This is a genomic window from Algoriphagus lacus (assembly GCF_003583985.1).
Classification (GTDB): Bacteria; Bacteroidota; Bacteroidia; order Cytophagales; family Cyclobacteriaceae; genus Algoriphagus; species Algoriphagus lacus.
Map to the genome: position 1 here is coordinate 40,980 of NZ_QXML01000004.1, position 26,190 is coordinate 67,169.

Sequence of the window (26,190 nt, forward strand, 5' to 3'; positions counted from 1 at the left end):
GGTATTGGATAGTAGATTTTTTTAAGTTCAGTTGATAGCTGAGATGAACTTGTTCAGTTCACTTTCGATGAGTCGGAGCTGATCTTGAAGGGAGACATTGAGCGGAGCTGAATTTTCCAAATTTGATTCGATCTCTTCCAATGTCTTTCGAGTCTTTATTGCGCCAATGTAACTCATGCTAGGTTTGGCCTTATGACAACGCTTTTTGATGGAAGCAAAATCCCCTGATTCATAAAACGAACTCAGCTCCTTCAAATCTTTGATGTTGGTGTCGAGAATTATTTGGATCATTTCACGGATCATATCCGGATCATCATCGCCAAAATACTGATAAATGGACTGCTCGCTGATGAGATGGTACATATGCGGGTGAAAAAGGGGTTAGATTAGTAAAAATCTAGGATTGGTGCCTGTCATCTAAATTTAAAAACATTTTTTAAAAAGCCTCATTTCTCTTCGATGACTTTTAATTTTGAGCAACTTAAAACAACTCGTTGTGTAATTTTGTCTACCCTTAGAGAATCAAGAAAATTCCATGAGTAAGAATAAAAAAATCTTCGTGGTCCTGTTTGTCATTTTCATGCTGATCATGTTTTGGATTGGATATGACATTTCCAGAAGGACAACCTTCCCTGGTTCAAAAGGAAACCTCAAAGAACGAATCTCGACCGAGGTTGAATCTGAAAAAAAATGACCGGAAAAAAGATAAATGTAGATCTGATCGATCTGGAACGAATGAAGGAAAAGACCACGGAAAATCCTGGAATCTTACCTTACGCTCATCATTCGGGCAGTGCGATCATCAAGCCGGAGGACAAGGGTAAAATCACCGGAAGGGCAGTAGCTGCCATGCACAGCCAGACCGACATGCAGATGGCTCAGATCTATGACCAAATGCGCCTTTTAGCTGAGCAGGCTAAGAAAATTCAATCCAGAATTGAAGTTTCGGAGCGAATCTACCAAGCTTCAATTGCGTTTGAACCGCTGATCAATCACCGGTATTTTTTATATCAAAAATCGGATGGGACGGATTTCATGAGCATGATTGCTCCGGAAGAGTGGGGAAGGAAAAAAGACTGGGCAACTTTTGTAGCAGAAGTCAAGCTCCTTGCCGATCATACCTGGGAAATCCTTCGGGAAAATCATTAATCCATGGATCATCTAATGACCCGTCAGCTTGACTTGATTTTGAAGGAAGGCGGAGCGGATTACGATTGGCAATTTGACTTGGAGTTGAATCCCAAGTTTTTGGACACCAAAGGAAAAACCTGGCTTAAAGAGATTTTTGAAGACTTAGGAGGAACTGGAACATTTCCTTTGCTGGACAAACTCAAGTTTGATTTCAAAATCGGAAGGATTTTGATCGTTTGGGACGACGAGCTTCATTTTAACAGGTACCGATTGGCCACCTTTCGATCAGATTTGTATACCGAATGGACTTTTCCCTTTTCTGAAGGGCACAAAAGACTTTGCAGAACATACGAAAAGGAATGCCTTAAAGCAGGAATGCAGCAGCGAATTTGGTCGGGGCCTCCCGTGGCAAAAGTCATTTTTGGAGAGCCTTCCGAACCGGGAGATTTCTCAGGTAATGGATCAACGGGTTGGAAATTGCTAGCCTACAATGATGCTCAATATGACCTCCAAACCAGGCTTCATGGCTATAAACTGATTCGTCTTTCTCCTTTTGAAACAATCATGACCGGTGGTTCACTTAAGCGTTTGGATCAGCTGTTGGTCAACCCAAAAGATGAGCAGCGCACTATGCTGTTTAACTGGCTGATGAGAAAAGTTGGATGATTTCAGGTTTAGGGAAAAACCCTCAAAGCCTGAAATCCAACAATCCAAACTCAGGAAAAAAGTCCAAACATCTCCCGCTCAATTTTTTCCACGATAAAGGAGAAATCTTCCTGTCGCTCCACAAAGTCCAGATCATTCACATCGATGATCAGAAGTTTGCCCTCCTTGTAGCCGGCAATCCAGTCTTCATAATGTTGATTTAGATTTTTGAGGTAATCGATTCGCATGGCGGTTTCATAGCTTCTGCCGCGCTTTTCGATTTGACCGACCAGTTTTGGAATATCTGCTTTGAGGTAAATGAGCAAGTCAGGTGCTTTGACATGATTGATCATCGAATCAAACAGACTGCGGTAATTCCAATAATCCCGCTCAGTAAGCAGTTTGCTTTTATATAGGTTCGCTGCAAAAATGTAGGCATCCTCATAAATAGTCCTGTCCTGAATAGTAGGATGGGAGCTCTCCTGGATTTTCCGGATCTGATTGTAACGGGAATTGAGAAAGTATACCTGTAGGTGAAAAGCCCAACGCTTCATGTCCTCGTAGAAATCAGGCAGGTAAGGATTTTCATCCACTGCTTCAAATTCCGCCTTCCAACCGTAATGTTTGGCGAGTTTTTCCGTGAGCGTTGTTTTACCGCTTCCGATATTTCCGGATACTGCTAAGTGCATGCTTATTTAGGTAACTGTTATTTTGAAAATCTGGGAGATACAACCAGATCCTTATTGCCTGGAGTGTATTGATAAAAACCTTCCCCGGTTTTTACACCTTTAAACCCAGCTTCCACCATATTCACCAAAAGCGGGCACGGCGCGTATTTGGGATTGCCAAAGCCGTCATGCAGCACTCTCAATATGGACAAACAGACATCGAGTCCAATAAAATCCGCCAATTGCAGGGGGCCCATTGGGTGAGCCATTCCCAACTTCATCACGGTGTCGATTTCACTCACTCCGGCTACTCCTTCGTACAAGCTGTAAATCGCCTCATTGATCATTGGCATCAGGATGCGGTTGGCAACAAAGCCCGGATAGTCATTCACTTCTACAGGATCTTTGGAGAGATTTCGGGAAAGACCCATAATGGTTTGAGTTACTTCATCAGAAGTAGCATATCCTCGGATCACTTCAACCAGTTTCATTACTGGAACAGGATTCATGAAGTGCATCCCGATCACTTGGGCAGGCCTCTTGGTCACCGCCGCAATTTTGGTAATCGAGATGGAAGAAGTATTGGTTGCTAGAATGGATTTTGCAGGGCTAAATTGATCAAGTTGTCTAAAAATATCGAGTTTGAGACTCATGTTTTCAGTGGCTGCTTCAACCACGAGATCTGCATTTTTTACTCCTTCTTCCAAGCTGGTGAAAGTTGAAATTCGGGCTAGGGAAGTTTCTTTTTCCTCAGCCGAAATAGCTCCTTTAGCCACTTGACGGTCCATATTTTTGGAGATAGTGGCCAGGCCTTTTTCCAAAAATTCGGATTTGATGTCAATGAGTGAAACGGTGTAGCCATGCTGGGCAAAAACGTGGGCGATTCCATTGCCCATGGTTCCGGAACCGATAACAGAGATTGATTTCATAATTCTGTGATTGCGAGTGAAAAGCGTTATGATTTGGGTTTATGCAGGTCAATTTGCCACTTTTAAGGCTGTCAAAACTAAGCCTAAGCCGATCCAATTCCAATTCCAACCAGAGCTTTCCCGACTTTGTTTGTCACAAAAAAGCAAATCCCCGTAGCGATTAATCCCTAACTTTGAGATATGAAATCGAGGAGCATACAATCGACACAGCCAAATAAATTTCAACTGTCCGAGATTCTCCCGAAAAATTTCGGGACAGGCTATGTGGCCTTTGAGAAACAAATTATCAACACATGAAAGAACTTGGTCTGATCAGTAAATTGCATATAAACCGTTTCACTGATTTTGGTGCTTATTTGGCTCTTAGCGATGGAGGAGAGGTCCTCCTTCCAAAGGGGTATCTCAAAGGAGATGAAAAAGAAGGAGATGAAGTCGAAGTGTTTGTGTACACCGACAGTGAAGATCGCCCTGTAGCAGTTACTCAAAAGCCTTTACTTCTATTGGATGAATTTGCTGTTTTGGAAGCCAAGGAAGTGACCAAATTTGGTGCTTTCATGGATTGGGGATTGCCCAAGGATCTTTTTGTGCCCAATGCCGAAATGGCAAAGCCTATGACCCCGGGTCAGAAGTACCTCATCCGTCTTTGCGTGGATTATCGGTCAGACCGTCTGATCGGAGTGAGCAAATACCGGGATTTCATCTATCCTGCACCAAAAGACTACCTGCCCGGAAATGAATGCGAAGGCTTGATTTTTGAAAAAACGGACTTAGGGTATAAAGTTCTACTTGAAGATCGATATGAAGGATTGATCTATGCCAATGAGGTTTTTCAGCCTTTGGAGATCGGGTCAGTTAGGAAACTGTGGGTGAAAAAGAGACGGGATGACGGCAAGATTGACCTTCAGATTTTACCGGTAGGCCGGGTCAAATACGATGAAGGCTCTGAGAAAATTCTTGCCATTCTTGAAACAAAAAGCTTTTTACCACTCCATGACAAGTCCGACCCATTGGAGATTCAATCCATTCTTGGAATGTCCAAGAAGCACTTCAAGCAATGTATCGGACAACTTTACAAAGCAAAGAAGATTCAGATATTGGAAAGTGGAATCTCTTTGCTCAACGATTAAGGAATGAGTACGGTTGATTTAGAGGCTTTTGGAAAGGCCTCGAAAACTGAATTTCCCGCAAACAAGAAGCTAAAAGAAAAGCTCAAGAAGACCAAGCCCAAGGATCTGGATACTACTTTTCATCAACTTCACGAGGAGGCTTTTCGGGAAATTGACTGCCTGGACTGTGCCAATTGCTGTAAAACAACCAGCCCGATTTTTATCCAAACTGACATTGACAGACTGGCCAGGACTTTTCGAATGAAAAGCAGTGCATTTATTGATGAATACCTCCATCGGGATGAGGAGGGAGATTACGTCCTTAATTCTGCGCCATGCCCTTTCCTGGGAGCTGACAACAAATGCCTTGTGTACGAAGACCGGCCAAAGGCTTGTCGTGAATATCCCCACACCGACCGAAAAAATATGCTAGGCATATTGGATCTCTCTCTGAAAAATACCCTGGTCTGTCCTGCGGTTCTCAAAATTTTTTATGAGATCGGCAAAGAATATAGGAAGTGAAACAATAGTTTTGCTTTTTTGGCAATCAAACCTATAAATAACACTATGAATATGCAGGATCATCGATTTCTGGGGGTAGATGTTGGAGGCACTCACCTGAAGATTGGATTGGTAGATAAGGAAGGCGAGATGCTGGACTTTCAGAAAGAAGATACGACACCATATAGAGATCATCCTGAAGGATTTGGCAAATGTTTCATTCAAGGCTTGGGAAAATACCTTGAAAAATATCCTGAGGTAGAAAAAGTTGGAATTGGACTTCCCGGGATGATTTCCAAAGATCGGACTACACCGCTTGAAATTCCCGCAATTCCGGATCTGAATGGCTTTGCGCTTAAAGCCGGACTGTTGGAAAAATATCCTAATCATGAGTTTTTTCTGGAAAATGATGCTGCAGCTGCTGCAATAGGGGAATTTTACTATGGCAAAGGCGATACTTCAGAGAATTTCCTATTCATCACCATGGGTACAGGAATCGGAAGTGCATTGGTTTTGGACGGTCAGGTATTCAAAGGTTCCCGTGGAAATGCCCTTGAAATGGGACACATGCTTTCTCGGGGAAATGCAGGACTGGAAACTTTGATCGGAAGAAACGGAATCCTTCGAATCATGGACAATCTCATCTCAGCTTATCCTGAAAAAGCCGGAGAACTCGTTGGTCAAGAGCTAGGAACACACTTGTTGGTCGATACCGCAAAAGCCGGCAATGAAGTTTCTTTGATGGTATTCAAGGAAGTGGCCGAGATTTTAAGTGAGGCCATCGTGTCTACCGTAAGAATCCTGGATGTAACCGACGTGTATTTTGGTGGTGGGATTTCCGCTGGCTTGGAGTTTATGATGCCGACCATCGACTACAACACCCGAAAATACCTGACTCCTTACTACGTAAAAGATCTCAGATTGAAAAAAGCCACTTTGGAAAATAATGCTGGTACTTTAGGTGCAGCAGCACTTTGCTTTATGGGTTCAGGGTTGTAATCGTTACTTCCGATACTTTACTCAAGGCATTCATTCGAAAAAGAACTCTCAGGGGTTCTTTTTCGCTTTTTACCCCTTCACATCCATTGCTGGGCTCCAAAAAATAAAAGAAAAAGCTTTGGCTTTTATCCATCAAATCTACCCGGTCGGGTCTGCCGAAAGTTTTGATCAAAGCCTGATTGTCAGCCCCCAGAAAATTGTTTTTTATAGCTTTAAATTCCTCCAATTCTTGCATCCGTAAACCCTTACAACCATACCTATCCGACTTCCAGTTCTCCAGGTTAATTTTTCCGGCATCCAAAGGACCGCTGCAGGATGAAACGATCACCAAAATGACCAAAGAAAAGAGCAGCTTAATTTTTTGCATGATGGAGTTTGAATTGAAATGTAAAGATGGGTTCAAAATTGAAGTAATTGCAAAATCCTGTTTGAGATTAAATTTTCGAAGGAAAGTTTTTGCCAGAAAACTGAATGTCATGAGTTTGGAATTTCACCGAAAGTAACTGTCAGAGATTACCAATCTTCGAACACAATATTAGCCCTTAGGGTTTATCCAAATCGGTTATATTAGCGCGTTCAATCACTCATTATCATGTATTACAGATTTGGTAAGGCCTTCTACTTTATAAGTGTCCTGCTTTTCATTTTCTTTCTGGTTTATTTCTATTCCGCACTTTCCGAGACTCTTGGTCTTGGTTTGGATGAATCCGGGTCGCTGACACGCACTTGGGGAAAGGATACCTTTTTTTATGCAATGATTGCAGCCTTTGTCCTATTGAATTTCGTCACGCTCTTTACTCCAAAATCACTGGAGACCAAATCCAATAAAAAGCTGCACCGGATTTTTCCGATCGGTGATCCTTATCGGGATTATCTGTTGACCTGGTTTTATTCTTTCGGAGGGATTGTTAATTTGAGTTTGGCATTGCTGGTGTTTTTTGTCCATTCGATCAATAATCAGGAAGTGATTGCTACCAGTCAGTTTACGTTTTTCTTTTACCTGATGCCGGCCTTGCTGTTCATTTGGGTAATCGGATTATTTGTCCTTTTGGTTGGAAAATTCAAGCAGGTTCAAAAAGGAGTTAATTGAAATTATGGCAGAACCAGTAAAATATACCGAAGACAGCATCAAGTCTCTGGATTGGAGGGAGCATATCCGTCTTCGACCAGGGATGTACATCGGAAAATTGGGTGACGGAAGTGCCCAGGATGATGGAATCTACGTGCTGGTCAAGGAAGTCCTGGACAATTCCATCGATGAACATATGATGGGGTACGGGCGGACAATTGATGTTAAAATCTCAGAGCATAAGGTTGAAGTCCGTGATTATGGTCGGGGCATTCCTTTGGGAAAAGTTATCGATTGCGTGTCCAAAATCAACACTGGCGGCAAGTATGATTCCGGGGCTTTCCAAAAGTCGGTTGGACTCAACGGAGTGGGTACCAAGGCTGTCAATGCACTTTCTGATTTCTTTCGGGTTCAATCCTTCAGAGATGGGGAAACCAAGATCGCCGAATTCGAAAAAGGGATAATGGTCAATGATGCTCCCATCGAAAAAACTTCAGACCGAAACGGCACCAAAGTCATTTTTTCTCCGGATGCTTCGATTTTCAAAAACTACCATTTTATCCCGGAATACCTTGAAAATCAGATTTGGAACTATGCCTATCTGAACGCAGGTCTTACCATCAATTACAACGGGAAAAAGTATTTTTCCGACAAAGGTCTATATGACCTGCTGTCCAATAAAATCGATGAGGAAAGCATCCGCTATCCGATCATCCATCTCAAAGGGAATGACATCGAAGTGGCCATCACTCACTCGGGTTCTTACGGCGAAGAATATTATTCCTTCGTCAATGGTCAATACACAACTCAGGGGGGGACACACCTCGCTGCATTCCGTGAGGCCATCGTAAAGACCATTCGGGAATTCTATAAAAAAGACTTTGACGCTTCAGACGTGCGCCAATCTGTGGTAGCAGCAATTGCGGTTCGGGTTCAGGAACCGGTTTTTGAATCCCAAACCAAGACCAAGCTTGGTTCCCAAAGTATAGGGCCGGATGGACCAACGCTTCGGACTTTTGTCAATGACTTCATCAAAACCGAACTGGACAATTTCCTCCATAAAAACCCAGGAGTAGCAGATGCTTTATTGAAGCGAATCCTGCAATCAGAGCGGGAGAGGAAAGAAATATCCGGCATCAAGAAACTTGCCAACGAGCGGGCAAAGAAGGCCAATCTGCACAACAAAAAGTTAAGGGATTGTCGCGTGCATTACGACGATGCCAAGGCAAACGAAGACGCCAAAAACAATACCATGCTCTTCATCACGGAGGGGGATTCGGCATCCGGTTCCATCACCAAATCCCGTGATGTGCAGACTCAGGCTGTATTTTCGCTTCGTGGTAAGCCGCTCAACTGCTTTGGAATGACCAAGAAGGTTGTCTATGAAAATGAGGAATTCAACCTATTGCAGCACGCGTTGAATATCGAAGACGGTATTGAAAATCTTCGGTATCGAAAGATTGTGATCGCCACTGATGCTGACGTGGACGGAATGCACATCCGTTTGTTGATCATGACTTATTTTCTTCAGTTTTTCCCTGATTTGGTTAAGAATGGGCATTTGTTCATTTTGGATACCCCACTTTTCAGGGTAAGAAACAAGAAAGAAACGATATACTGCTATTCAGATGAGGAGCGTCAGCGAGCCATTCACAAGCTCGGCAGCAAGCCGGAGATCACCCGTTTCAAAGGACTGGGTGAAATTTCTCCGGAGGAATTTGGGACATTTATTGGGGAAGATATCCGGTTGGAGCCTATCATCCTGAACAAGGAAACCAAGATTTCAGACTTGTTGACGTTCTACATGGGCAAGAATACTCCTGATCGTCAGAATTTTATCATAGAAAATCTGAAGATAGAAAAGGATTTGGCCCTTGAGGATCCAAGAAAAGCGCTGGAAGAAGAAACTGAAGCAGCGTAAAGACCTGTCTGATTTTTTGAAAAAAAGTGATCTCTGTGGATAGAGTAATTTTCTATCCACTAAAATCAAACAACACATTGAAAAATGAGTGACGATAATAAGATAGCAGATGGAGCAGATGAAAGTCTGCACACTTCCGTGCCGGTCACCGGCATGTATAAAGATTGGTTTTTGGACTATGCTTCCTATGTAATCTTGGAGCGTGCCGTTCCAGCCATTGAGGATGGTTTGAAGCCGGTTCAGCGCAGGATTTTGCATGCGATGAAGGAAATGGATGACGGCCGATTCAACAAGGTCGCCAACATCATCGGGCAGTCTATGCAGTATCACCCTCATGGAGATCAATCCATCGGTGACGCGATAGTCAATCTTGGTCAGAAAGAACTCCTCATTGAAACCCAAGGTAACTGGGGTGATGTCCGGACCGGAGACGGTGCTGCGGCAGCGAGATACATTGAAGCTCGTCTTTCCAAATTTGCGCTGGAGGTAGTATTCAACCCTCAGACCACGGAATGGCAGCTTTCTTACGATGGGCGAAAGCGGGAACCAGTTACTTTACCGGTAAAATTCCCGTTGCTTTTGGCACAGGGAGTGGAAGGGATTGCAGTAGGTCTTTCAACCAAAATTCTTCCACACAACTTCATTGAACTTATTTTGGGATCAATTGAAATCCTAAAAGGCAATAAGACCAACGTTTTGCCTGATTTTATCACAGGTGGTTTGGCTGACTTTTCTGAATACAATGAGGGACACCGCGGTGGTAAAGTAAAAGTTCGTGCTAGAATTGAAGAGGAAGACAGCAAAACACTGTTAATCAAAGAGATTCCATATGGGACAACAACAGACTCTTTGATTGATTCTATTCTGAAGGCCAACGACAAGGGCAAAATCAAAATCAAAAAAGTGGTCGATAATACGGCCAAAGACGTAGAAATTCAGATTCAATTGGCTCCGGGCGTCTCGCCGGATGTAACCATCGATGCCTTGTATGCCTTTACCGATTGCGAGATATCTATCTCTCCCAATGCCTGCGTAATCATTGAGGATAAACCGGTCTTCTTGACTGTCAATCAGATCCTCGAATACAACACCCAGCAGACCAAAGACCTTCTAAAACGAGAATTGGAAATCCGCAAGGGAGAGTTGATGGAGAAGCTGTTATTTTCTTCGCTGGAAAAGATTTTCATTGAAAACCGCATTTACAGGGACATCGAAGAATGTACAACATGGGATGCTGTACTTGAGGCGATCGACAGAGGATTGGATCCCTACAAGCCTGATTTCTATCGTGAAATTACTCAGGAGGATCTGATCCGTCTGACTGAAATCAAGATCAAACGGATATCCAAGTTTGATGCTTTCAAGGCGGATGAATTGATGAAACGTCTGCAGGAAGAGCTGAAGGAGGTCAATTACAACCTCAAGCATCTGACGGATTATGCCATCAAGTATTACCAAAACCTGCTCGAGAAGTACGGAAAAGGACGTGAACGGAAGACTGAAATCCGTGCCTTGGACACCATTGAGGCGACCGTAGTAGCTGCCAATAATGCCAAACTCTACGTCAACCGTGCGGATGGATTTGTAGGGTATGGATTGAAGAAGGATGAATTTATTTGCGACTGTTCTGACTTGGACGACGTGATTGTCATCCGTCGGGACGGTAAGTTTATGGTTTCCAAAATCCAGGAAAAAGGCTTCATGGGCAAGGATATCCTGCATGTGGGAGTTTTCCGGAAGAATGATGACAGGATGACTTATAACCTGATTTATCTGGAAGGAGCTTCAGGCCGGACCATGGTAAAAAGGTTCCAAGTAGGAGGGATCACCCGGGATAAGGAATATGACCTGACGAAAGGTACTAAAGGGACGAAAGTTCTTTACCTAACTGCCAATCCAAATGGTGAGGCTGAAATTGTAACTATTTACTTGACTCAAGGAGCTAAAGCAAGAGTCAAAGTCTTCGATTTTGATTTTGCCGAAATTGAAATCAAAGGCAGGGGTGCAGGCGGTAATATTCTGACTAAGTATCCCGTACGCAAGATTCAGCTCAAAATGGAAGGAAAATCCACTTTGGGCGGATTGAATATCTATTATGATGTTGTGATTGGCCGATTGAATACTGATCAACGAGGTAAACTGATTGGAAACTTCCTGGGCGACGATAAAATCCTGGTTTGTTACAAAAACGGGGATTATGAGTTGACGAGCTTTGAGCTAACCAATCGCTATGAACCCGGAGATGTGGTTTTGATCGAAAAATTTGATCCTCAAAAAGTCATTTCTGCCATTTACTACGATGGTGCAACCAAGACTTATTTTGTGAAGCGGTTTTTGATTGAAACGACGACCATCAACAAGCGATTTAATTTCATCACCGACCACAAGCTGTCTTACCTGAAAGTAGTTTCGACCGAAGGTCAACCTCAGGTTTCGGTTACCTTGATCAAAGGAAAAGAGGAAGAAGTGATGGAATACGACTTGGATATGCTAATTGATGTTAAGGGTTGGAAAGCGATCGGAAACAAACTTAGCACGTATCCTGTCAAAGAAATCAGTTTGGTTCAATCCGAAAAAGTCAGCGCTGTAGAATCTGATTCTGAAGAAGATGACAGCCCTGAAGTAAGCGATTCGGATGAACAGTTGGAAATTGGAAGTACCATTGATCTGACCCCGAAAAAAGAAGAGGACGAACAACTGGGGCTATTTTGATGGCCCCGTTTTTTAAGCATGGGTGAAGAAAATCAAAATATCGTCTTTGATCAGGGGCTTTTAGAATATCTGGGGCAATACATCACTGAGCACAAAAAATCGGTCATGGAACGGGTCCTATCAAAAAGGACTCGGTTTTTAACAGTTGTTTTGGAGGATATTTTCAAACCGCACAATGCCAGCGCGGTAATCCGAACCTGCGATTGTTTTGGCCTTCAGGATATTCATGTGATCGAAAAGACCACCGAATACAAAGTCAATCCTTATGTGACACGTGGAGCTTCTCAATGGGTCGATTTGCATAAGTACCATCGAGTGGAAGGCTCATCCGTGGATGCCTGTTTTGAAAGCTTACGAAATCAGGGTTATAAAATATACGGCACCAGTCCTGCTCCGAGTTCAATGTCCATCTATGAGCTCCAACCAACCGAAAAACTGGCTTTAGTATTCGGAAATGAGCACGAGGGAATTTCAAAAGAAGTAAAATCCAAGGCAGATGGACTAGTTCATATTCCCATGTTGGGGTTCACGGATAGTTTCAATATTTCAGTTTCTGCATCCATTTTCCTGTACGATTTGGTCAAAAAAGCCGAAAGTCTCGGAATACCGGATTTTTACTTGCCAGAGGAGGAGAAAAACAACTTAAGGCTAAAATGGTACCGTGATGTTGTAAAACATTCAGATGTCCATGAGCGGGTTTACTGGAAAAACCAATCCACTCTTAAGTAATCAATTCTTTTGAAACAAGTCTGAAAAAGGCTTTTTAACCGAATCCTTACCTGAGTTCCTGACTTTTTGCCGCTGTTTTTGTTTTCGCTTTTGCTCTTTACTTTTCACCAAAACCGTTCTTGCGGAGATTCCCACTTGTCCACGGTAAAATTCCTCTCTTCCGCTCAAATTGATGTTTGGCTTGTAATCCAAGGAAATCACCGCACCGACCACCGTCAATTCAATTCCACCGATCAAATCAACTCCAATGGTCGAGTTGCCATAGGTGTGAATGATTTCATTTGTCCCTGAATTTTTGATAAAACTCTCCTCGTTTCCGAATGCAATCCCAGCCCCATAGTAAAGATTGAATCGTTTGGAAATGATCGGACTGTGTTTTTGAGCGAGAACCGATAACGTGGTATTCCTACTGAAATCTGACTGAATAATCCCTTCCAGTGTAACCCGATCCAGCAATCGTTGCTGCAAAGTCAATCCTACTGTCCGGTTGAAATCAGAATTTCCCAATCTGAGCCCTAAAGCGGTGCCATATCGCTGGGCAAATAGAGGCGTTCCTGACAGGATCAAAAAGAAGAACAAGGTTAGCGCTTTGCGTGATTTCATGGAAATTCAGGGGTTAGGGGATGCACCAATTTCAATTTCTGTTCCAGATTTGCCATTTGTCAAAATGATTCGAAGGATTAGCGATTTTGGAAGAAATTCTAGACTTTGAAGCCCGCATTAAACCCACCTAACCGTCTTGAATTATGAAAAAAGTGCTTTTGGGAATCCTGATTTTTCTGAGTTTATCAATCTTGGGAATATGGATTTTCTCACTTTACCAATTTAGAGATCGTCACCAAGATTATTCGGTTGACATTGATCTGAAATCGTCGCAGAAATATGTCCTTGCAGGATTTGCCAAGGTAGACATTACTCCTCAGGGCTTTGAAACCTGGACTGATGCCAATTCGGATTCCCGATTCAATCCTGAAGATGGAGATACATTTGAAGATGCAAATGGCAATGGTGAATTTGATGCGATTTGGCTAGCAGGTTTTCACAACTCTCGGCCTGCTCAAGGTGTTTTGGATCCCTTGTGGGCTAGAGCAATGGTGTTGGATGCAGGTGATGTGAAGATTGCCCTCTGTGTGATTGATATGATCGGTTTTGGGAATGATGAGGTCATCGCAACCCGAAAGTTAATTGAACAAGCAAATCCAGAGCTGGATTATGTGATCATTGCAAGTACGCATGTGCACTCTTCTCCGGACGTTATAGGTCAGTGGGGACCTTCTGATTATGCAAGGGGAGTGAATCCCGTTTACTTGGATCAAGTTCAGGAAGGAATCCGAAAGGCCATAGAAGATGCTTCCAAGGCAGTTCGTCCTGCAGTTTTTCGCTTTGCGGAGGAAAAGGAAAAGTTGAAGCCTCTGGTAGGAGATACCCGGCCTCCGCTGGTATTTGACGCCTCCTTGAAACTGATGCAAGTCTTGGATGCTGAAACTGGGAAAACGTTAGGAACACTCATGAATTGGGGAAACCATCCTGAAACGCTTTGGTCTGAAAATATCCAGATCAGTTCTGATTTTCCGGATCCTTGGAGAACTATGGTCGAAAACGGGATTTCAGAAGGGGATTCAATCCTGATGGAAGGCGTTGGCGGGGTGGCGATTTTTCTCAATGGTGCTGTTGGAGGGCTGATGACTACTCATCCAGAAATGACTGTATCAGATCCTTATTCAGGTGAATCGTTTCTCAAGCAAAGTCCTGAAAAAATGCGAGCTCAAGGAAAAGCCTTAGCCAAAATTACTTTGGAAACGCTTAATGATACGATTTGGAAGCCTGAGAATAAGGTGAATCTATCTGTCCGTGCCCAATCCATTGAATTGAAAATGGATAATGAGCTGTTCCATTTGGCTGCGTTTCTTGGAATTTTTGAAAGAGGATTTACTTCTTGGAAGCATATCCGATCCGAAGTGTCCGCGTGGACATTGGGGCCAGCGACTTTTGTGCATGTGCCCGGTGAATTGTATCCTGAAATTCTTTTCGGCGGGGTTGAATCACCTTCCGGTGCAGATTTCGGATTGGAACCGGTTGAAGTACCTGCCTTGCAAACGAAAATTCCCAGGAAGTATAAGTTCTTTGGAGGATTGTCCAATGACATGGTTGGCTACATTGTCCCCAAAAGTCAATGGGACGCTGAGCCTCCTTTTACCTATGATTACAAAAATAGGCCCTATGGTGAGATCAATTCCCTCGGTCCAGAAACAGCCCCAAAAATCCATTCAGAAGTGCTAAAAATTCTGGAGGAAATAGACAGATAAAACTAAAAATCAAACCCATCTGAAACAAAAATGCCCCCAAAAAGTCAGATACTTTTTAGGGGCATTTCATTTTATGGAATTATCTCAATCTTCGTGAATAACGATTTTTTCAATTTTATCTCCTGCCCGTATCGCATCGATCACCTCCAGACCTTCCACCACTTTGCCAAAGCAGGTATGGTTTCTGTCCAAGTGAGCTGTGTTGGTGCGACTATGGCAGATAAAAAACTGTGATCCGCCTGTATTCCGACCGGCATGGGCCATCGAAAGTACTCCTCGATCATGGTATTGATTTCCTCCGTCCAATTCACATTTGATTTTGTAACCAGGTCCCCCGGTTCCATTTCCAACAGGGCATCCACCTTGGATAACAAAGTTTGGTATCACCCTGTGAAAAGTCAGTCCATCGTAAAATCCTTTTTTGGAAAGGTCAATGAAGTTTTGGACGGTATTTGGGGCATCCTTATCATAAAATTCAACTTTCATGGTGCCCTTTTCGGTAATAATTTCTGCGGTTTTCATTTGTCAAAATTTCAGGTTAATCCGACCATCGCGGCCAAAAGATTTAAGGTTGGGCAAAAATAGGATTTGAACTCTATTTTTTATTACCCTAAAAAGAAAAGGAGTGAAAATCACTCCTTTTTATTTAAATATTCGGTGCTCCGGCTAAAATCTCGGGGGTTGCAAAGTCTTCAAATTTTTCAAAATTCTCCACAAATGACTTCGCAAGTTTCTCGGCTTGCTCATCGTATTCCTCCGGATTTGCCCAAGTTGTTCTTGGGTTGAGCAATTCTGAAGGAACATTGGGGCACGATTGAGGAACTTCAAATCCAAAAATTGGGTGTTGCAAATAAATTACCTGATCGAGCTTGCCTTCCAAAGCAGCAGAGATCATGGCTCTGGTGTAAGGCAACTTAATTCGGCTTCCGATTCCGTAGGGACCGCCTGTCCAACCAGTATTTATCAGCCAAACATCGACATCATGTTTTTCCATTTTTTCTCCAAAGAGTTTTGCGTATTCTGTCGGATGAAGTGGGAGAAATGCAGCCCCAAAACAGGCAGAAAAAGTCAATTTCGGTTCCGTGATTCCCATTTCCGTGCCGGCTACTTTTGCGGTATAACCTGAAATGAAATGATACATGGCTTGACTTTTATTCAGTCTTGAGATTGGAGGAATGACCCCAAAAGCATCCGCCGTCAGGAAGAAAATATTCTTCGGAATTCCTGCTATGGAGGGTTCAAGGGCATTTGGAATATGATGGATAGGGTAAGCAGTTCGGGTGTTTTCGGTGACGGATTTGTTGGTAAAGTCCACTTCACGGGTTCCGGGGATAAACCGGGTGTTTTCAACAATGGCTCCAAAACGAATTGCATCGTGAATTTCCGGCTCCCGCTCTTTATTCAGGTCAATGACTTTGGCATAGCAGCCTCCCTCAAAATTGAATACAGTGTCCTCAGTCCAGCCGTGCTCATCATCTCCAACCAAATTTCGATTTGGATCGGCAGAAAGCGTTGTTTTACCGGTACCTGATAGCCCAAAGAAAATCGCTGTATCGCCTTTCTTTCCAACGTTGGCGGAGCAATGCATGGATAAAACCTTGCGCTCATGGGGAAGGATGAAATTCAGCACTGAGAAAATGCCCTTTTTCATCTCTCCTGCATAGCCAGTTCCGCCGATCAGGATCATTCGCTTGGACATGTTCAGAATCGCGAAGTTCGGGTTTCTTACTCCGTCTTCTTCGGGATTTGCTTCAAATCCAGGGGCACAAATGATGGTGAAGTCATGTTCGAAATTCATCAACTCTTCCTGAGAAGGCCGAAGAAACATGTTTGCACAAAATAGGTTGTGCCAGGCCCAGGTGTTGATTACACGAAGTTTCAAACGGTAATCCGAATCTGCACCCGCGTAAGCATCTCTTACAAATAAATCCTTGTCTTCGAGATACACTTTCATTTTGTGGAGAAGCGAATCAAACTTAGTCGGTTCAATAGGGATGTTTATATCACCCCACCAAACGGCTTCACTCGTTTTTTCATCAAAGACGATGTACCGGTCCTTGGGAGAGCGGCCGGTAAATTTTCCGGTATCTGCCATCAAAGCACCGGAGTTGGTCAGTTTACTTTCATTTCGAGAAAGTGATTCCTCAACCAATTCTGCTTGGGAGAGATTGAAATATACTTTTCCCTTGGCATTTAACTGAAGAAAAGAAAGGGGAGAAGTAGGGGAGTCCAGAACCAGGTCCTGCATAAGATTTGGGTTTACAAACTGAAAATTGTCTTGTCAAAATTACCAATTGAAATTGAATCCAAAATCATAAAAAACCCTAAAATTTCGCTTTTCAATCGATTTCGGAAGTAAATCAATTTCAAGAATGACTTTTATCAGGAATCCCTAAAGGATCCATATAAAAACTTTTGGCCCAAATGAGATTTACCTTATAAAAGCAAACCACATATCCCGAAATCTTTGGAAACAAGGAGTAAAAAAGTTTATCATTGTAAAACTTATTTCCACCCAAATAAAGAATTTCCTTGGAAAAACAACTGAGTACTGAGATTGAAGGACCAACTGCTTTTGGTCATCCAAAGGGCCTTATGACCCTTTTTTTTACTGAAATGTGGGAGCGTTTCAGTTATTACGGAATGCGTGCATTGCTTATCCTCTTTATGACCAAAGCCATTGTGGATGGAGGATTGGGATTTGACGATAAGACTGCCGGAGCAGTCTATGGACTTTACACCATGGGCGTTTACCTTTTGGCTTTGCCAGGTGGCGGGCTTGCAGACCGACTATTTGGATTGAAAAAATCCGTATGGTATGGAGGAATCATAATTGCAATGGGCCATTTTATGATGGCATTGCCGGGAATTGAAACTTGGATAAACGGCGCAGCAGGTCCAAAGGAATCTCTTAGCACATTGGACACTACCTCTTTCTTTTTGGGGTTGATTCTAATTGTACTGGGTACAGGCTTATTGAAGCCGAATATCAGTTCCATTGTTGGTCAACTCTATCCTGAGGGTAGCTCAAAAAGAGACGCCGGTTTCAGTATTTTTTACATGGGAATTAATATCGGTGGATTCATAGCACCGATCGCGTGTAGCACAGTTGCTGAATATGACATGCACATGGGTTTTGGCTTGGCCGGCTTAGGTATGGTGCTTGGATTGATTCAATATAAGCTAACCGGAGGTGCCTTGGATGGGTATGGTGATGCCCCAGTTTTAAAAACAAAGGAGGAAATAACTGCTCAGAAGAAACTCCGCTCTGTAACTTCAATCATTGGCTTGGTAGGTGCAGCGATCATCGCAGTACTATTCACCGGAATTATCCCAATAGATGCTTCCGGAATTGCCAGTGCTTCAGGAACTGTGATCGCTGTTGTGGCTTTTGGGTATTTGGGGTATGTGATAGCCTTTGGTGGTTTGGGCAAAGCCGATAAAAACAAGGTTGGAGTTATTGCAATCCTGTTTATTTTCTCTGCGATGTTTTGGTCAGGTTTTGAGCAGGCCGGATCAACCTTGAATCTATTTGCAGAGCGATTTACGGACAGGACTATTTTAGGATGGGATATTCCCACCGGATACTTCCAATCGATCAATTCCCTGTTTATCATCATTTTTGCGCCGTTTTTTGCTGCACTTTGGGTGTGGTTGGGTCGGAAAAATCTTGAGCCAAGTTCTCCGCTTAAATTCACCTTCGGGTTGTTGCAGTTGGGGTTGGGTTTCTTTGTGATGTATTTCGCCACCAAGATCGCTGCCTCAGGAGAATTGGCAGCTCCAAGCTGGTTGATCATCACTTATTTACTTCACACCTTTGGCGAGCTTAGCTTATCTCCGGTTGGATTGTCACTTGTCACCAAACTAGCTCCAAAAGGTTATGGAGGGCAAATGATGGGAATTTGGTTCCTTTCAGTTGCATTGGGTAACCTCTTTGCAGGCTTGATCGCAGGTGAGGCTAGTGGTGGAACAGAAGAAGGCCTGGCAGCAATGCCAGACCAATTTATGATGATTGTTTATACGGTAATGGGCTCGGCAATTCTCTTGTTCTTGCTAAAACCAGTTCTGAGGAAAATGATGGGAAATGTTCATTAATCTTAGGCCACTAGCTTCTATTTAAAATTGAAAAGAGGCTGCTTCATCTCCATGAAGCAGCCTCTTTTTTTTTTTAGCGATAAAAGATTTGAATTTTTGTCTTTTAACCGAATAGAATTGCTTGAAGCGCTAATTAATTAATAGAGGATCTCACCTATACATCCATATTTTAAAAAGGTAGGTTTGTTCCAAATCTTAACCTAATCATCTTTAATTTCACGCTTTGCCTAATTCCCCTTTACCCTGATAGTCTTAATCCAACCTTTACAAATAAGATGTCATTTTTACTGGGTTCTGAAAATGGCTTTCTGCCCATCTTAATCTGTTCTTTTGGATATATACATCGGGCCAAATTGGCGAGAAATTACACCCTTCTTCAACTAGTCAATGGGTATAGGCAAAACCCAATTCTGAGGCGATGCCGATTGAAGTTTTTGAGGTTCCTTAAATTGATTGAATAAAAAAAGCTACCCGATTGCTCAGGTAGCTTTTTTCATTTTTGGGTTATTTAGTTAATTAATTCAGGAACTCGTCAAAGGTCAAGCTGATGTAGTACATCGTTCCAACAGTTGGGTTACCCCAAGCCTGACGATAACCTGTGGAATTAAACAGGTTGCTACCACCAATTTTCAGGATTGACTTCATGCTTTCAAGTTTGTAGCTGAGCTGTGCATCAAATGTTCCAAAGGCCGGCATAACAGACAATTGCTGAGAGGATACAGCTGGTGCAACAAATGAAGACTGCCATACAAATTCACCCTGCCATCTGTAGGAAAGTGAGAAACCGGTATTTTTCACAAATTCACGGTTTGCAAAATTGATCACATAACGATACTCTGGCGTATTGAATGATGGCTGGAAACCTGTTTCCGCAAAGTCTTCCAGGTTGGATAGCGTATTGTAAGATACGTTACCACCAACAGAATAATTCTTAGGAAGTTTATAATCCAATCCTAAAGCCCAACCCCAAGATTCAAGTACTTCAGTTCTGTTGACTGGCATGGAGTAAACGTTTCGGGTGTTTGCACTGAGCAAGTTCAAACCAAGTGCCGATGCCGGGTTTGCTGGATTTGGATTTTTGTCCTGAACCAAAACCTGTCCACCAATGAAGTTTTCAAATCGGTTGAAATAGGCATAAGCATCAACCAAGAGTCGATTTGCGAACAAGCCTTTGTATCCAATTTCAAAAGATTTTACCACCTCAGGTTTGAAGGTTGTTTGCTCATATTCCACCAGCTTATCCTGGTTGGCCTGAGCGGCAAATACTGGTACTAACTGAGGAGCTACTGTTTGTACAAATGCCTGTATAGCTGCCGGAGTAGCAGGGATTTGTCCGGCTTGAGCAGCTGCCAATGCTCGTCTTGTTGCTTCTGCAATTGCGGCCTGCTGAATTGCAGGGCTTTGAGCTGAGGCAAGTACTCCAGCACCGAAGTTTTGGACGGTTGCCAAACTATAAACCGGATTTGTATCAAAGTTATATCGTTCTCTAAACAGCGGCAGACCACCAATCAATCTGGCTTGAGGAGTGACTAGGTCGATGTATTGATCCTGAGTGGTAGGGATGCGGAAGCCTGTCTGATAGGAAGCCCTGAAATTGTGGTTCCCAGCGGTATATACACCTGAAACTCTTGGAGACCACTGACCTTCGAAGTTTTCGTTTTTGTCATATCTCAAAGAGGCTGTCAACTTAAATTTGTCATTGAACAATCTCTTAGCACCCTGAAGGTAACCGCCATATTCATTGATGCTGAATTCATCTCCGTTTTCATCTGTTGCGAAAAGGGTTTTTTCAGAATTAAGGGCATAGATTCTATAATTGGCACCCATTACGAAATCTGCAAACTTAATCCCCGTGAAAGTATAGGAGCCTTCAAAATGATACAAATTGGTTTTGTCCACAAACTGAGCACCTACACCACTCGCGTCACCCGGAATAGGTTTGGAGATCACCTTTTGCTTTGCATCCTCAAATCCAGGTGTTCCAGGCACCAATCTTCCCTGATCTGCAAAACCTCTCGCAGCCAGGTGTGCAGCATTAACATCTGCACCTTGTGCTCTAGCTTGGGCAAATGCACCTACGTATTGTGGAAACCAAAGGGTACTTGGTTTCCAAGCTTCGTTGATGCCTTGAGCGGCAATACCTACTGCAAATGCATCACCTGATCTCTCCTGAGTTGTATAAGCTCTCAGGAACCAGTTGGAACCACGCAATTCAGCCTTGTATTGTCCCAAATTAAAGTTGGCGATGGAATAACGGTCAGCACCGGTATAAACCGTCGTTCCGTATCCGTAATTACCTTGGATAATTGCCTCAATTCGGTCATTAACTCTCCAGTGGAGTGCTGCGTTGAATTTGAGGGATTTGGTATCATAATCTGCCAGATCACTTTCCAGATAGCCTGTTCTTGAAACAAAGGTCTGAGGAATCAATCCCAACAATTGTGCAGGAAGAGCTCCTGCTGCGACCATTTGCTGGGCAATGCTGTTCATGTTTACGTTTGTCTCGTCACCATAAATGTTGACACCATTGAAAGCAGGATTATTTGCTCTGCTTCCTGTTTCAATTGTCGAACCGTTTAGCAAAGACTGATCCCTGAAATCATTGGCTTGCCAGTCATCAGCTCTTAGGTAGGACATGTTGACCTTGAAAGCTACCTTATCGCTGAAGGCTTTCGCATATCGAGCACTGAAATCATAAAATCCGGTTCCCGCTGTTGTTCTGCTGTCTTCATTCATAAAGCCAGTTCTAACACTTGCTGATAGGCCTTGATACTGAAATGGATTCTTTGAATTCATCAACAGGATACCATTGATCGCATTTGGTCCATACAAGGCGGAAGAAGCTCCGGGAAGCAATTCAACGCTCTCCAAATCAAGCTCTGATATACCCACAATGTTACCAACAGAGAAATTCAACCCTGGAGCTTGATTGTCCATACCGTCAATCATTTGAACAGTCCTTACGTTTCCGTTGGCATTGAAACCTCTGGTATTGAAAGATTTGAACGTAAGGGATTGGGTACTCATTTCGACACCTTTCATGTTATTTAAGGCATCATAAAAGCTAGCTTGAGGTACTTCCCTAATGGCGATAATATCCATTTTTTCAACAGAAACTGGAGATTGCATGATGCTTTCTTCCACTCTGGAAGCTGAAATCACGACCTCTTGTCCCATGATGGAAGCTTCGGCCAACTCTACATTCAAATTACTCATTCCTCCAGTAACTTCGACTTCTTTGGAAGTAAAACCAACCATTGAAAACACTAATGTAAACGGAGGTTCCTGATTCACATTGAGGGTAAACTTACCGGAGAGGTCAGTGATCGTTCCAATCACTTTTCCTTTAACGATTATGTTTACACCTACCAAGGTCTCTTTTGTTTCCGCGTCGGTGACAGTTCCTGAGATGGTAGTCTGTGCATAAGCTGCACTGGTTCCAATGGAAACCAGCAGAGCAAGTGTAAACACTGCTCCCCAGATTTTTCTTGTAAAATTTCTCATAGGCTATTTTGTGAAATTGTTAAGGTGATTAATAAATCAGCATATGGCCGTTCATTTGTTCGAAATTTATGGTAAAAACCGAATTTCCAACGGTCAAGATTTAAAATTTTTTAACTCTTTAATAATGATAAAATTGCCTAAAAATGGAAACTGAGGGTATTTTTCCTGATTATCAAAAATTTTTAGGAGGTTCTATTAGAAATACTTAACTCACTTGCTGATTTTATTAAAAAATCCAAAAAACAGAATTTCACATAGGATTTTTTGAGTAACCAAAAAAGGCCTGATTTTCATCAAGCCTTTTTCGTTTTTTATCTGATTACCGAGAATTCCTTTTGTTTTCCTCGTTAACATGTTTGACCAATCGATCGCACAATTCTTTCATTTCTTCGGACATATATTCATCTCCAGTGCTGTTCAAAATGGTTTGGGCCATACCTCCAATTATATCGATATAGAATCTTTTCATTTCCACCACAGACATCTCGTCAGTCCACAGATCTATTCGAAGCGTAGCATGATTTAGGTTATCCCAAACATTTACACTGATACTTTTGGTGGATTCCATCCCCACACTTTCCTTATCCGAGGCATCCCATTGAATATTCTTTGGAAGGTTATTTCCATCCAGCTCGATCTGGAAATTGATTTCTGATTTTTTCATCTGCTTATTCTTGTTTTTAAGGACCGACGAAATATTGAATGCTTTTAACGGCATTTCAGTGTATCGCTGGCACCTTGCTTGATTACATGGATTCAAAATTTATCGGGTAACCATGAGTTGGTTTTGCAGGTTCCCTGTTTTAAAATTAGTCGAATGTCATTTCCGGAATTTCTCCGTAAATGATGAGTTTTCCGGCGGTTTTGGATTTGATTTCTTCGACAGAAACTCCAGGAGCTCTTTCTTTTAGAATAAATCCACCTTCGGGAGCAATTTCAAGCACTGCAAGATCGGACACTATTTTTTTCACACATTTGATTCCAGTAATTGGAAGGCTGCACTCAGGCAAAAGCTTAGATTGACCATCCTTGGAACAATGTTGCATAGCAACGATAATATTCTTGGCTGAAGCAACCAAATCCATAGCTCCTCCCATTCCTTTGACCATTTTACCAGGGATTTTCCAGTTGGCGATGTCACCGTTTTCCGATACTTCCATGGCGCCTAAAATAGTAAGATGAACATGCCCGCCACGAATCATGGCGAAAGATTCCGCTGAATTGAAAATGGCAGAGCCAGGCACCATGGTAATGGTTTGTTTGCCTGCATTGATCAGATCAGGATCTACTTGATCCTCGGTAGGGAAGGGGCCAATTCCCAAAAGTCCGTTTTCAGACTGAAGGACCACATCCAGATGCTTTGGAATGTAATTGGCTACTAGGGTAGGGATTCCGATTCCCAGATTGATATACTGCCCGTTTTTCACTTCTTTGGCGATACGTTGGGCGATTTGTTCTTTGGTTAGCATTTGGGTCTATTTGAAATCGAAGTAATTAAACTTAAGGCCGAAGAATTAACTCAGCCTACTTTCCTTCATCTATTTTGAAATAGTTCTGTGTTCGATTCTTTTCTCGTAATCCACTCCTTGGAAGATTCGTTGCACGTAGATTCCCGGAGTGTGTACCTGATTGGGGTCTAATTCACCTGCCGGCACCAATTCTTCGACTTCCGCAATGCAAATTTTCCCGGCTGCTGCCATGATGGGATTAAAATTTCTGGCCGTCCCCTTGAAGATTAGGTTTCCTGCGGTATCACCTTTCCAAGCTTTCACAATCGAAAAATCAGCCCGTAACCAGCGTTCCATCAAGTAAAGTTTTCCGTCAAACTCCCGGACTTCTTTTCCTTCTGCCACTTCCGTTCCAACACCCGCAGGTGTGAAAAATGCCGGAATACCTGCGCCCCCAGCTCTAACACGCTCCGCCAAAGTGCCCTGAGGAATCAAATCCACTTCAAGCTCACCATTTAGCAACTGTCTTTCAAATTCAGCATTTTCTCCGACATAGCTTGAAATCATCTTTTTGACCATTCGCTTTTTGAGCAAAAGGCCAATTCCGAAATCGTCCACACCTGCATTGTTTGAAACAATGGTCAATCCTGATATCTCTTTTTCCAAAAGGGCTTTAATGCAGTTTTCAGGAATACCGCTCAGACCGAATCCTCCCATCATCAGCATGCAATTGCTGGGTATATCTGCGACGGCTTCCTGTGCATTTTTTACGGTTTTGTTGATCATAACTTATTTGGGTTTATAGCAAGGCTTTTGCAGTCTTCTGATCCTGAATCAATTGGTTTTTCAACGCTTCAAGGTTCTCAAATTTCCGCTCCTCTCTTAAGAACTCATGAAAATAAACGGTAATCTGTTTGTCATAAAGATCTCCATGAAAATCAAACAGATTGGCTTCAACTGTCTTTTTTGAACCGTCCACAGTAGGCCGATTTCCAATATTGAGCATAGCTTTGTAAAGGATTCCATCTACCATTGTTTCCACTGCGTAAACGCCGTCTTTTGGAATTAGTTTGTAATCGTTTGGGATATGAATATTAGCCGTGGGAAATCCAATTGAACGGCCGATCTGCTGTCCTTTGATTACTAATCCGTTCAGTTCATACGGTCTACCCAGATACGTGACAGCTGTTTTTACATCGCCTGATTCCAATGCTTTTCGGATTTTGGTACTGGAAACTCCGATTTCATCTACGTCCTGTCGGGAAATTTCCTCCAGTTCAAATCCGAATTCTGCGCTGTTTGCCTTCAGGTATTCAAAGCTTCCTTCTCTGTTTTTTCCAAAACGGTGATCATATCCGATTACCAGTTTTTTGGTTTTCAACTTTTCCATTAGAACTCTCCGGATAAATTCTTCCGAAGTCATTTGGGAAAACTCCTTTGTAAAGGGAATGGTGATCAAATGATCAATCCCGAACTGGCGGAGCAGCTTGGTCTTTTCTTCGAAAGTGCTGAGCAGTCTTAGGTTGTGTTCATTGGGATAGAGGACCAACCGAGGGTGTGGCCAAAAAGTAATCAAAACTGTTTCTCCATCGATGGCCGTGGCGATTTCCCGAATCCGGTTAAGGATTTTTTGATGACCCAAGTGGACCCCGTCAAATGTTCCTGAAGTCACCACTGCATTTCTCACAGGAGAAAAATCCGCTAATCCTTCATAGATTCTCATGAGGTCGGGCTTTGATTTCTTCTATCAATTCCGGCAGATTGTGGGCTTCAGTCAATTGAAAATCTCCAATTCGGGTTCGGCAAAGGGCTTTCAGGTAAGCCCCAACACCTAAAATTTCCCCCAAATCCCGAGCAAGACTTCGGATATACGTTCCTTTGGAACAGGAAATCCGAAAATCCACTTCATTATTTTCAAATCGGGTGATTTCAAACTCTCTAACCTGAACAGGGCGGGCTTCCATTTTAACTTCAAGGCCTTTTCGGGCAGATTCGTATACTCTTTTACCATCCACTTTAATTGCTGAGTGCATGGGGGGAACCTGTAAAATATCTCCTGTCAGCTGTGCAACCGCGGCTTTTACCTGTTCCAAAGTTATGCGGGAAGCATCAGCAACGGGAATTATCGGTTTTTCCAGATCAAAAGATTCTGTGGTAGCACCGATTACAAAACTCCCGGTGTATTCCTTTTCCTGCCCCATGTAGGTTTCGATCTGCTTGGTTTGCTTGCCAGCACAAACGATCAAAAGTCCTGTTGCCAAAGGGTCAAGGGTACCTGCATGGCCGACTTTTTTGATACGAAGGGCATTTCTCACCTTTTTAACCACATCAAAGGAGGTCCATTCCAGTGGTTTGTTGATCAGAAATACTTCTCCGTAAGCTTCTTGTTGCATGTTTTTGTATTGAACAGCTTACTATAATTGAAGC

The 26,190-nt window shown here is 42.8% G+C and carries 25 protein-coding genes; 12 read left to right on the plus strand and 13 right to left on the minus strand.

Going from position 1 to position 26,190, the window contains the following annotated elements:
• Window positions 1–27: 27 nt before the first annotated feature.
• A complete protein-coding gene (locus D0X99_RS09120) occupies window positions 28–363 on the minus strand; it encodes an Hpt domain-containing protein (RefSeq protein ID WP_119477395.1) in 336 nt (111 codons plus the stop codon).
• Window positions 364–535: 172 nt separating this feature from the next.
• Here D0X99_RS09120 and D0X99_RS20520 point away from each other — a divergent pair, with 172 nt between their 5' ends.
• Genes D0X99_RS20520 through D0X99_RS09130 form a run of 3 tightly spaced genes read left to right on the plus strand, consistent with a single transcriptional unit; the run spans window position 536 to window position 1,797 of the window.
• Window positions 536–694: a hypothetical protein gene (locus D0X99_RS20520; RefSeq protein ID WP_199708052.1), complete on the plus strand. Its 159-nt coding sequence runs from the start codon at window positions 536–538 to the stop codon at window positions 692–694.
• The gene (locus tag D0X99_RS09125; RefSeq protein ID WP_119477397.1) at window positions 691–1,149 is read left to right on the plus strand and encodes a DUF2452 domain-containing protein; all 459 of its coding nucleotides are present in this window, start codon (window positions 691–693) and stop codon (window positions 1,147–1,149) included. The genes D0X99_RS20520 and D0X99_RS09125 overlap by 4 nt, the downstream gene beginning before the upstream one ends.
• A gap of 3 nt (window positions 1,150–1,152) precedes the next feature.
• The gene (locus D0X99_RS09130) at window positions 1,153–1,797 is read left to right on the plus strand and encodes a DUF7255 family protein (protein ID WP_119477399.1); all 645 of its coding nucleotides are present in this window, start codon (window positions 1,153–1,155) and stop codon (window positions 1,795–1,797) included.
• A gap of 50 nt (window positions 1,798–1,847) precedes the next feature.
• Here D0X99_RS09130 and D0X99_RS09135 read toward each other — a convergent pair whose 3' ends face one another.
• Together D0X99_RS09135 and D0X99_RS09140 are read right to left on the minus strand one after the other, a co-directional pair.
• Window positions 1,848–2,465 (minus strand): deoxynucleoside kinase, encoded by a 618-nt coding sequence (locus tag D0X99_RS09135; protein WP_119477401.1) that lies wholly within the window; start codon window positions 2,463–2,465, stop codon window positions 1,848–1,850.
• Between the two features lie 17 nt (window positions 2,466–2,482).
• Window positions 2,483–3,373, minus strand: a complete 891-nt coding sequence (locus D0X99_RS09140; protein WP_119477403.1) for a 3-hydroxybutyryl-CoA dehydrogenase — start codon at window positions 3,371–3,373, stop codon at window positions 2,483–2,485.
• Between the two features lie 293 nt (window positions 3,374–3,666).
• Here D0X99_RS09140 and D0X99_RS09145 point away from each other — a divergent pair, with 293 nt between their 5' ends.
• Genes D0X99_RS09145 through D0X99_RS09155 form a run of 3 tightly spaced genes read left to right on the plus strand, consistent with a single transcriptional unit; the run spans window position 3,667 to window position 5,979 of the window.
• The gene (locus D0X99_RS09145) at window positions 3,667–4,500 is read left to right on the plus strand and encodes a CvfB family protein (RefSeq protein ID WP_119477405.1); all 834 of its coding nucleotides are present in this window, start codon (window positions 3,667–3,669) and stop codon (window positions 4,498–4,500) included.
• Between the two features lie 3 nt (window positions 4,501–4,503).
• A complete protein-coding gene (locus tag D0X99_RS09150) occupies window positions 4,504–5,001 on the plus strand; it encodes a YkgJ family cysteine cluster protein (RefSeq protein ID WP_119477406.1) in 498 nt (165 codons plus the stop codon).
• A 45-nt stretch (window positions 5,002–5,046) separates the two neighbouring features.
• Window positions 5,047–5,979, plus strand: coding sequence for an ROK family protein (locus D0X99_RS09155; protein WP_119477408.1), 933 nt, complete (start codon window positions 5,047–5,049; stop codon window positions 5,977–5,979).
• Here the strand turns inward: D0X99_RS09155 and D0X99_RS09160 are convergent.
• Entirely contained in the window at window positions 5,960–6,346 is a 387-nt protein-coding gene (locus D0X99_RS09160; protein ID WP_119477410.1) for a hypothetical protein, read from the minus strand. The two genes, D0X99_RS09155 and D0X99_RS09160, sit on opposite strands and share 20 nt — an antisense overlap.
• 225 nt (window positions 6,347–6,571) lie before the next feature.
• Here D0X99_RS09160 and D0X99_RS09165 point away from each other — a divergent pair, with 225 nt between their 5' ends.
• The 4 genes from D0X99_RS09165 (at window position 6,572) to D0X99_RS09180 (ending at window position 12,410) form a co-directional block, all read left to right on the plus strand.
• Entirely contained in the window at window positions 6,572–7,069 is a 498-nt protein-coding gene (locus D0X99_RS09165; RefSeq protein WP_119477412.1) for a DNA topoisomerase IV, read from the plus strand.
• Between the two features lie 4 nt (window positions 7,070–7,073).
• Complete coding sequence (locus D0X99_RS09170) at window positions 7,074–8,969, plus strand: DNA topoisomerase IV subunit B (protein WP_119477854.1); 1,896 nt, start codon at window positions 7,074–7,076, stop codon at window positions 8,967–8,969.
• Window positions 8,970–9,053: 84 nt separating this feature from the next.
• Window positions 9,054–11,681 carry a DNA gyrase/topoisomerase IV subunit A gene (locus D0X99_RS09175; protein ID WP_119477414.1) on the plus strand — a complete coding sequence of 876 codons (2,628 nt, stop codon included), beginning with the start codon at window positions 9,054–9,056 and terminating at the stop codon, window positions 11,679–11,681.
• A gap of 18 nt (window positions 11,682–11,699) precedes the next feature.
• Complete coding sequence (locus D0X99_RS09180; protein WP_119477416.1) at window positions 11,700–12,410, plus strand: TrmH family RNA methyltransferase; 711 nt, start codon at window positions 11,700–11,702, stop codon at window positions 12,408–12,410.
• Here the strand turns inward: D0X99_RS09180 and D0X99_RS09185 are convergent, their stop codons facing one another.
• Window positions 12,411–13,013, minus strand: a complete 603-nt coding sequence (locus tag D0X99_RS09185; protein ID WP_119477418.1) for a hypothetical protein — start codon at window positions 13,011–13,013, stop codon at window positions 12,411–12,413.
• 143 nt (window positions 13,014–13,156) lie between these two features.
• Here D0X99_RS09185 and D0X99_RS09190 point away from each other — a divergent pair, with 143 nt between their 5' ends.
• Entirely contained in the window at window positions 13,157–14,716 is a 1,560-nt protein-coding gene (locus D0X99_RS09190) for a hypothetical protein (protein WP_119477420.1), read from the plus strand.
• Window positions 14,717–14,800: 84 nt separating this feature from the next.
• Here the strand turns inward: D0X99_RS09190 and D0X99_RS09195 are convergent, their stop codons facing one another.
• Window positions 14,801–15,238: a peptidylprolyl isomerase gene (locus D0X99_RS09195; protein ID WP_119477422.1), complete on the minus strand. Its 438-nt coding sequence runs from the start codon at window positions 15,236–15,238 to the stop codon at window positions 14,801–14,803.
• Between the two features lie 124 nt (window positions 15,239–15,362).
• Window positions 15,363–16,964: a phosphoenolpyruvate carboxykinase (ATP) gene (gene pckA, locus D0X99_RS09200; RefSeq protein WP_119477424.1), complete on the minus strand. Its 1,602-nt coding sequence runs from the start codon at window positions 16,962–16,964 to the stop codon at window positions 15,363–15,365.
• Between the two features lie 347 nt (window positions 16,965–17,311).
• Here pckA and D0X99_RS09205 point away from each other — a divergent pair, with 347 nt between their 5' ends.
• Window positions 17,312–18,811, plus strand: coding sequence for a peptide MFS transporter (locus D0X99_RS09205; RefSeq protein WP_233553688.1), 1,500 nt, complete (start codon window positions 17,312–17,314; stop codon window positions 18,809–18,811).
• 516 nt (window positions 18,812–19,327) lie between these two features.
• Here the strand turns inward: D0X99_RS09205 and D0X99_RS09210 are convergent.
• The 6 genes from D0X99_RS09210 to truB all read right to left on the minus strand — a co-directional run bounded on the left by D0X99_RS09210 (window position 19,328) and on the right by truB (window position 26,156).
• Window positions 19,328–22,315, minus strand: a complete 2,988-nt coding sequence (locus D0X99_RS09210; protein ID WP_119477428.1) for a TonB-dependent receptor — start codon at window positions 22,313–22,315, stop codon at window positions 19,328–19,330.
• Window positions 22,316–22,634: 319 nt separating this feature from the next.
• Window positions 22,635–22,979, minus strand: a complete 345-nt coding sequence (gene gldC / locus D0X99_RS09215; protein WP_119477430.1) for a gliding motility protein GldC — start codon at window positions 22,977–22,979, stop codon at window positions 22,635–22,637.
• 145 nt (window positions 22,980–23,124) lie between these two features.
• Window positions 23,125–23,784, minus strand: coding sequence for a CoA transferase subunit B (locus D0X99_RS09220; RefSeq protein WP_119477432.1), 660 nt, complete (start codon window positions 23,782–23,784; stop codon window positions 23,125–23,127).
• A gap of 69 nt (window positions 23,785–23,853) precedes the next feature.
• Window positions 23,854–24,549 (minus strand): CoA transferase subunit A, encoded by a 696-nt coding sequence (locus tag D0X99_RS09225; RefSeq protein ID WP_119477434.1) that lies wholly within the window; start codon window positions 24,547–24,549, stop codon window positions 23,854–23,856.
• Window positions 24,550–24,562: 13 nt separating this feature from the next.
• On the minus strand, window positions 24,563–25,486 hold the full coding sequence (locus D0X99_RS09230; RefSeq protein ID WP_119477436.1) for a bifunctional riboflavin kinase/FAD synthetase: 924 nt from the start codon (window positions 25,484–25,486) through the stop codon (window positions 24,563–24,565).
• Window positions 25,473–26,156, minus strand: a complete 684-nt coding sequence (truB, locus tag D0X99_RS09235) for a tRNA pseudouridine(55) synthase TruB (protein WP_119477438.1) — start codon at window positions 26,154–26,156, stop codon at window positions 25,473–25,475. The genes D0X99_RS09230 and truB overlap by 14 nt, the downstream gene beginning before the upstream one ends.
• Window positions 26,157–26,190 lie beyond the last annotated feature (34 nt).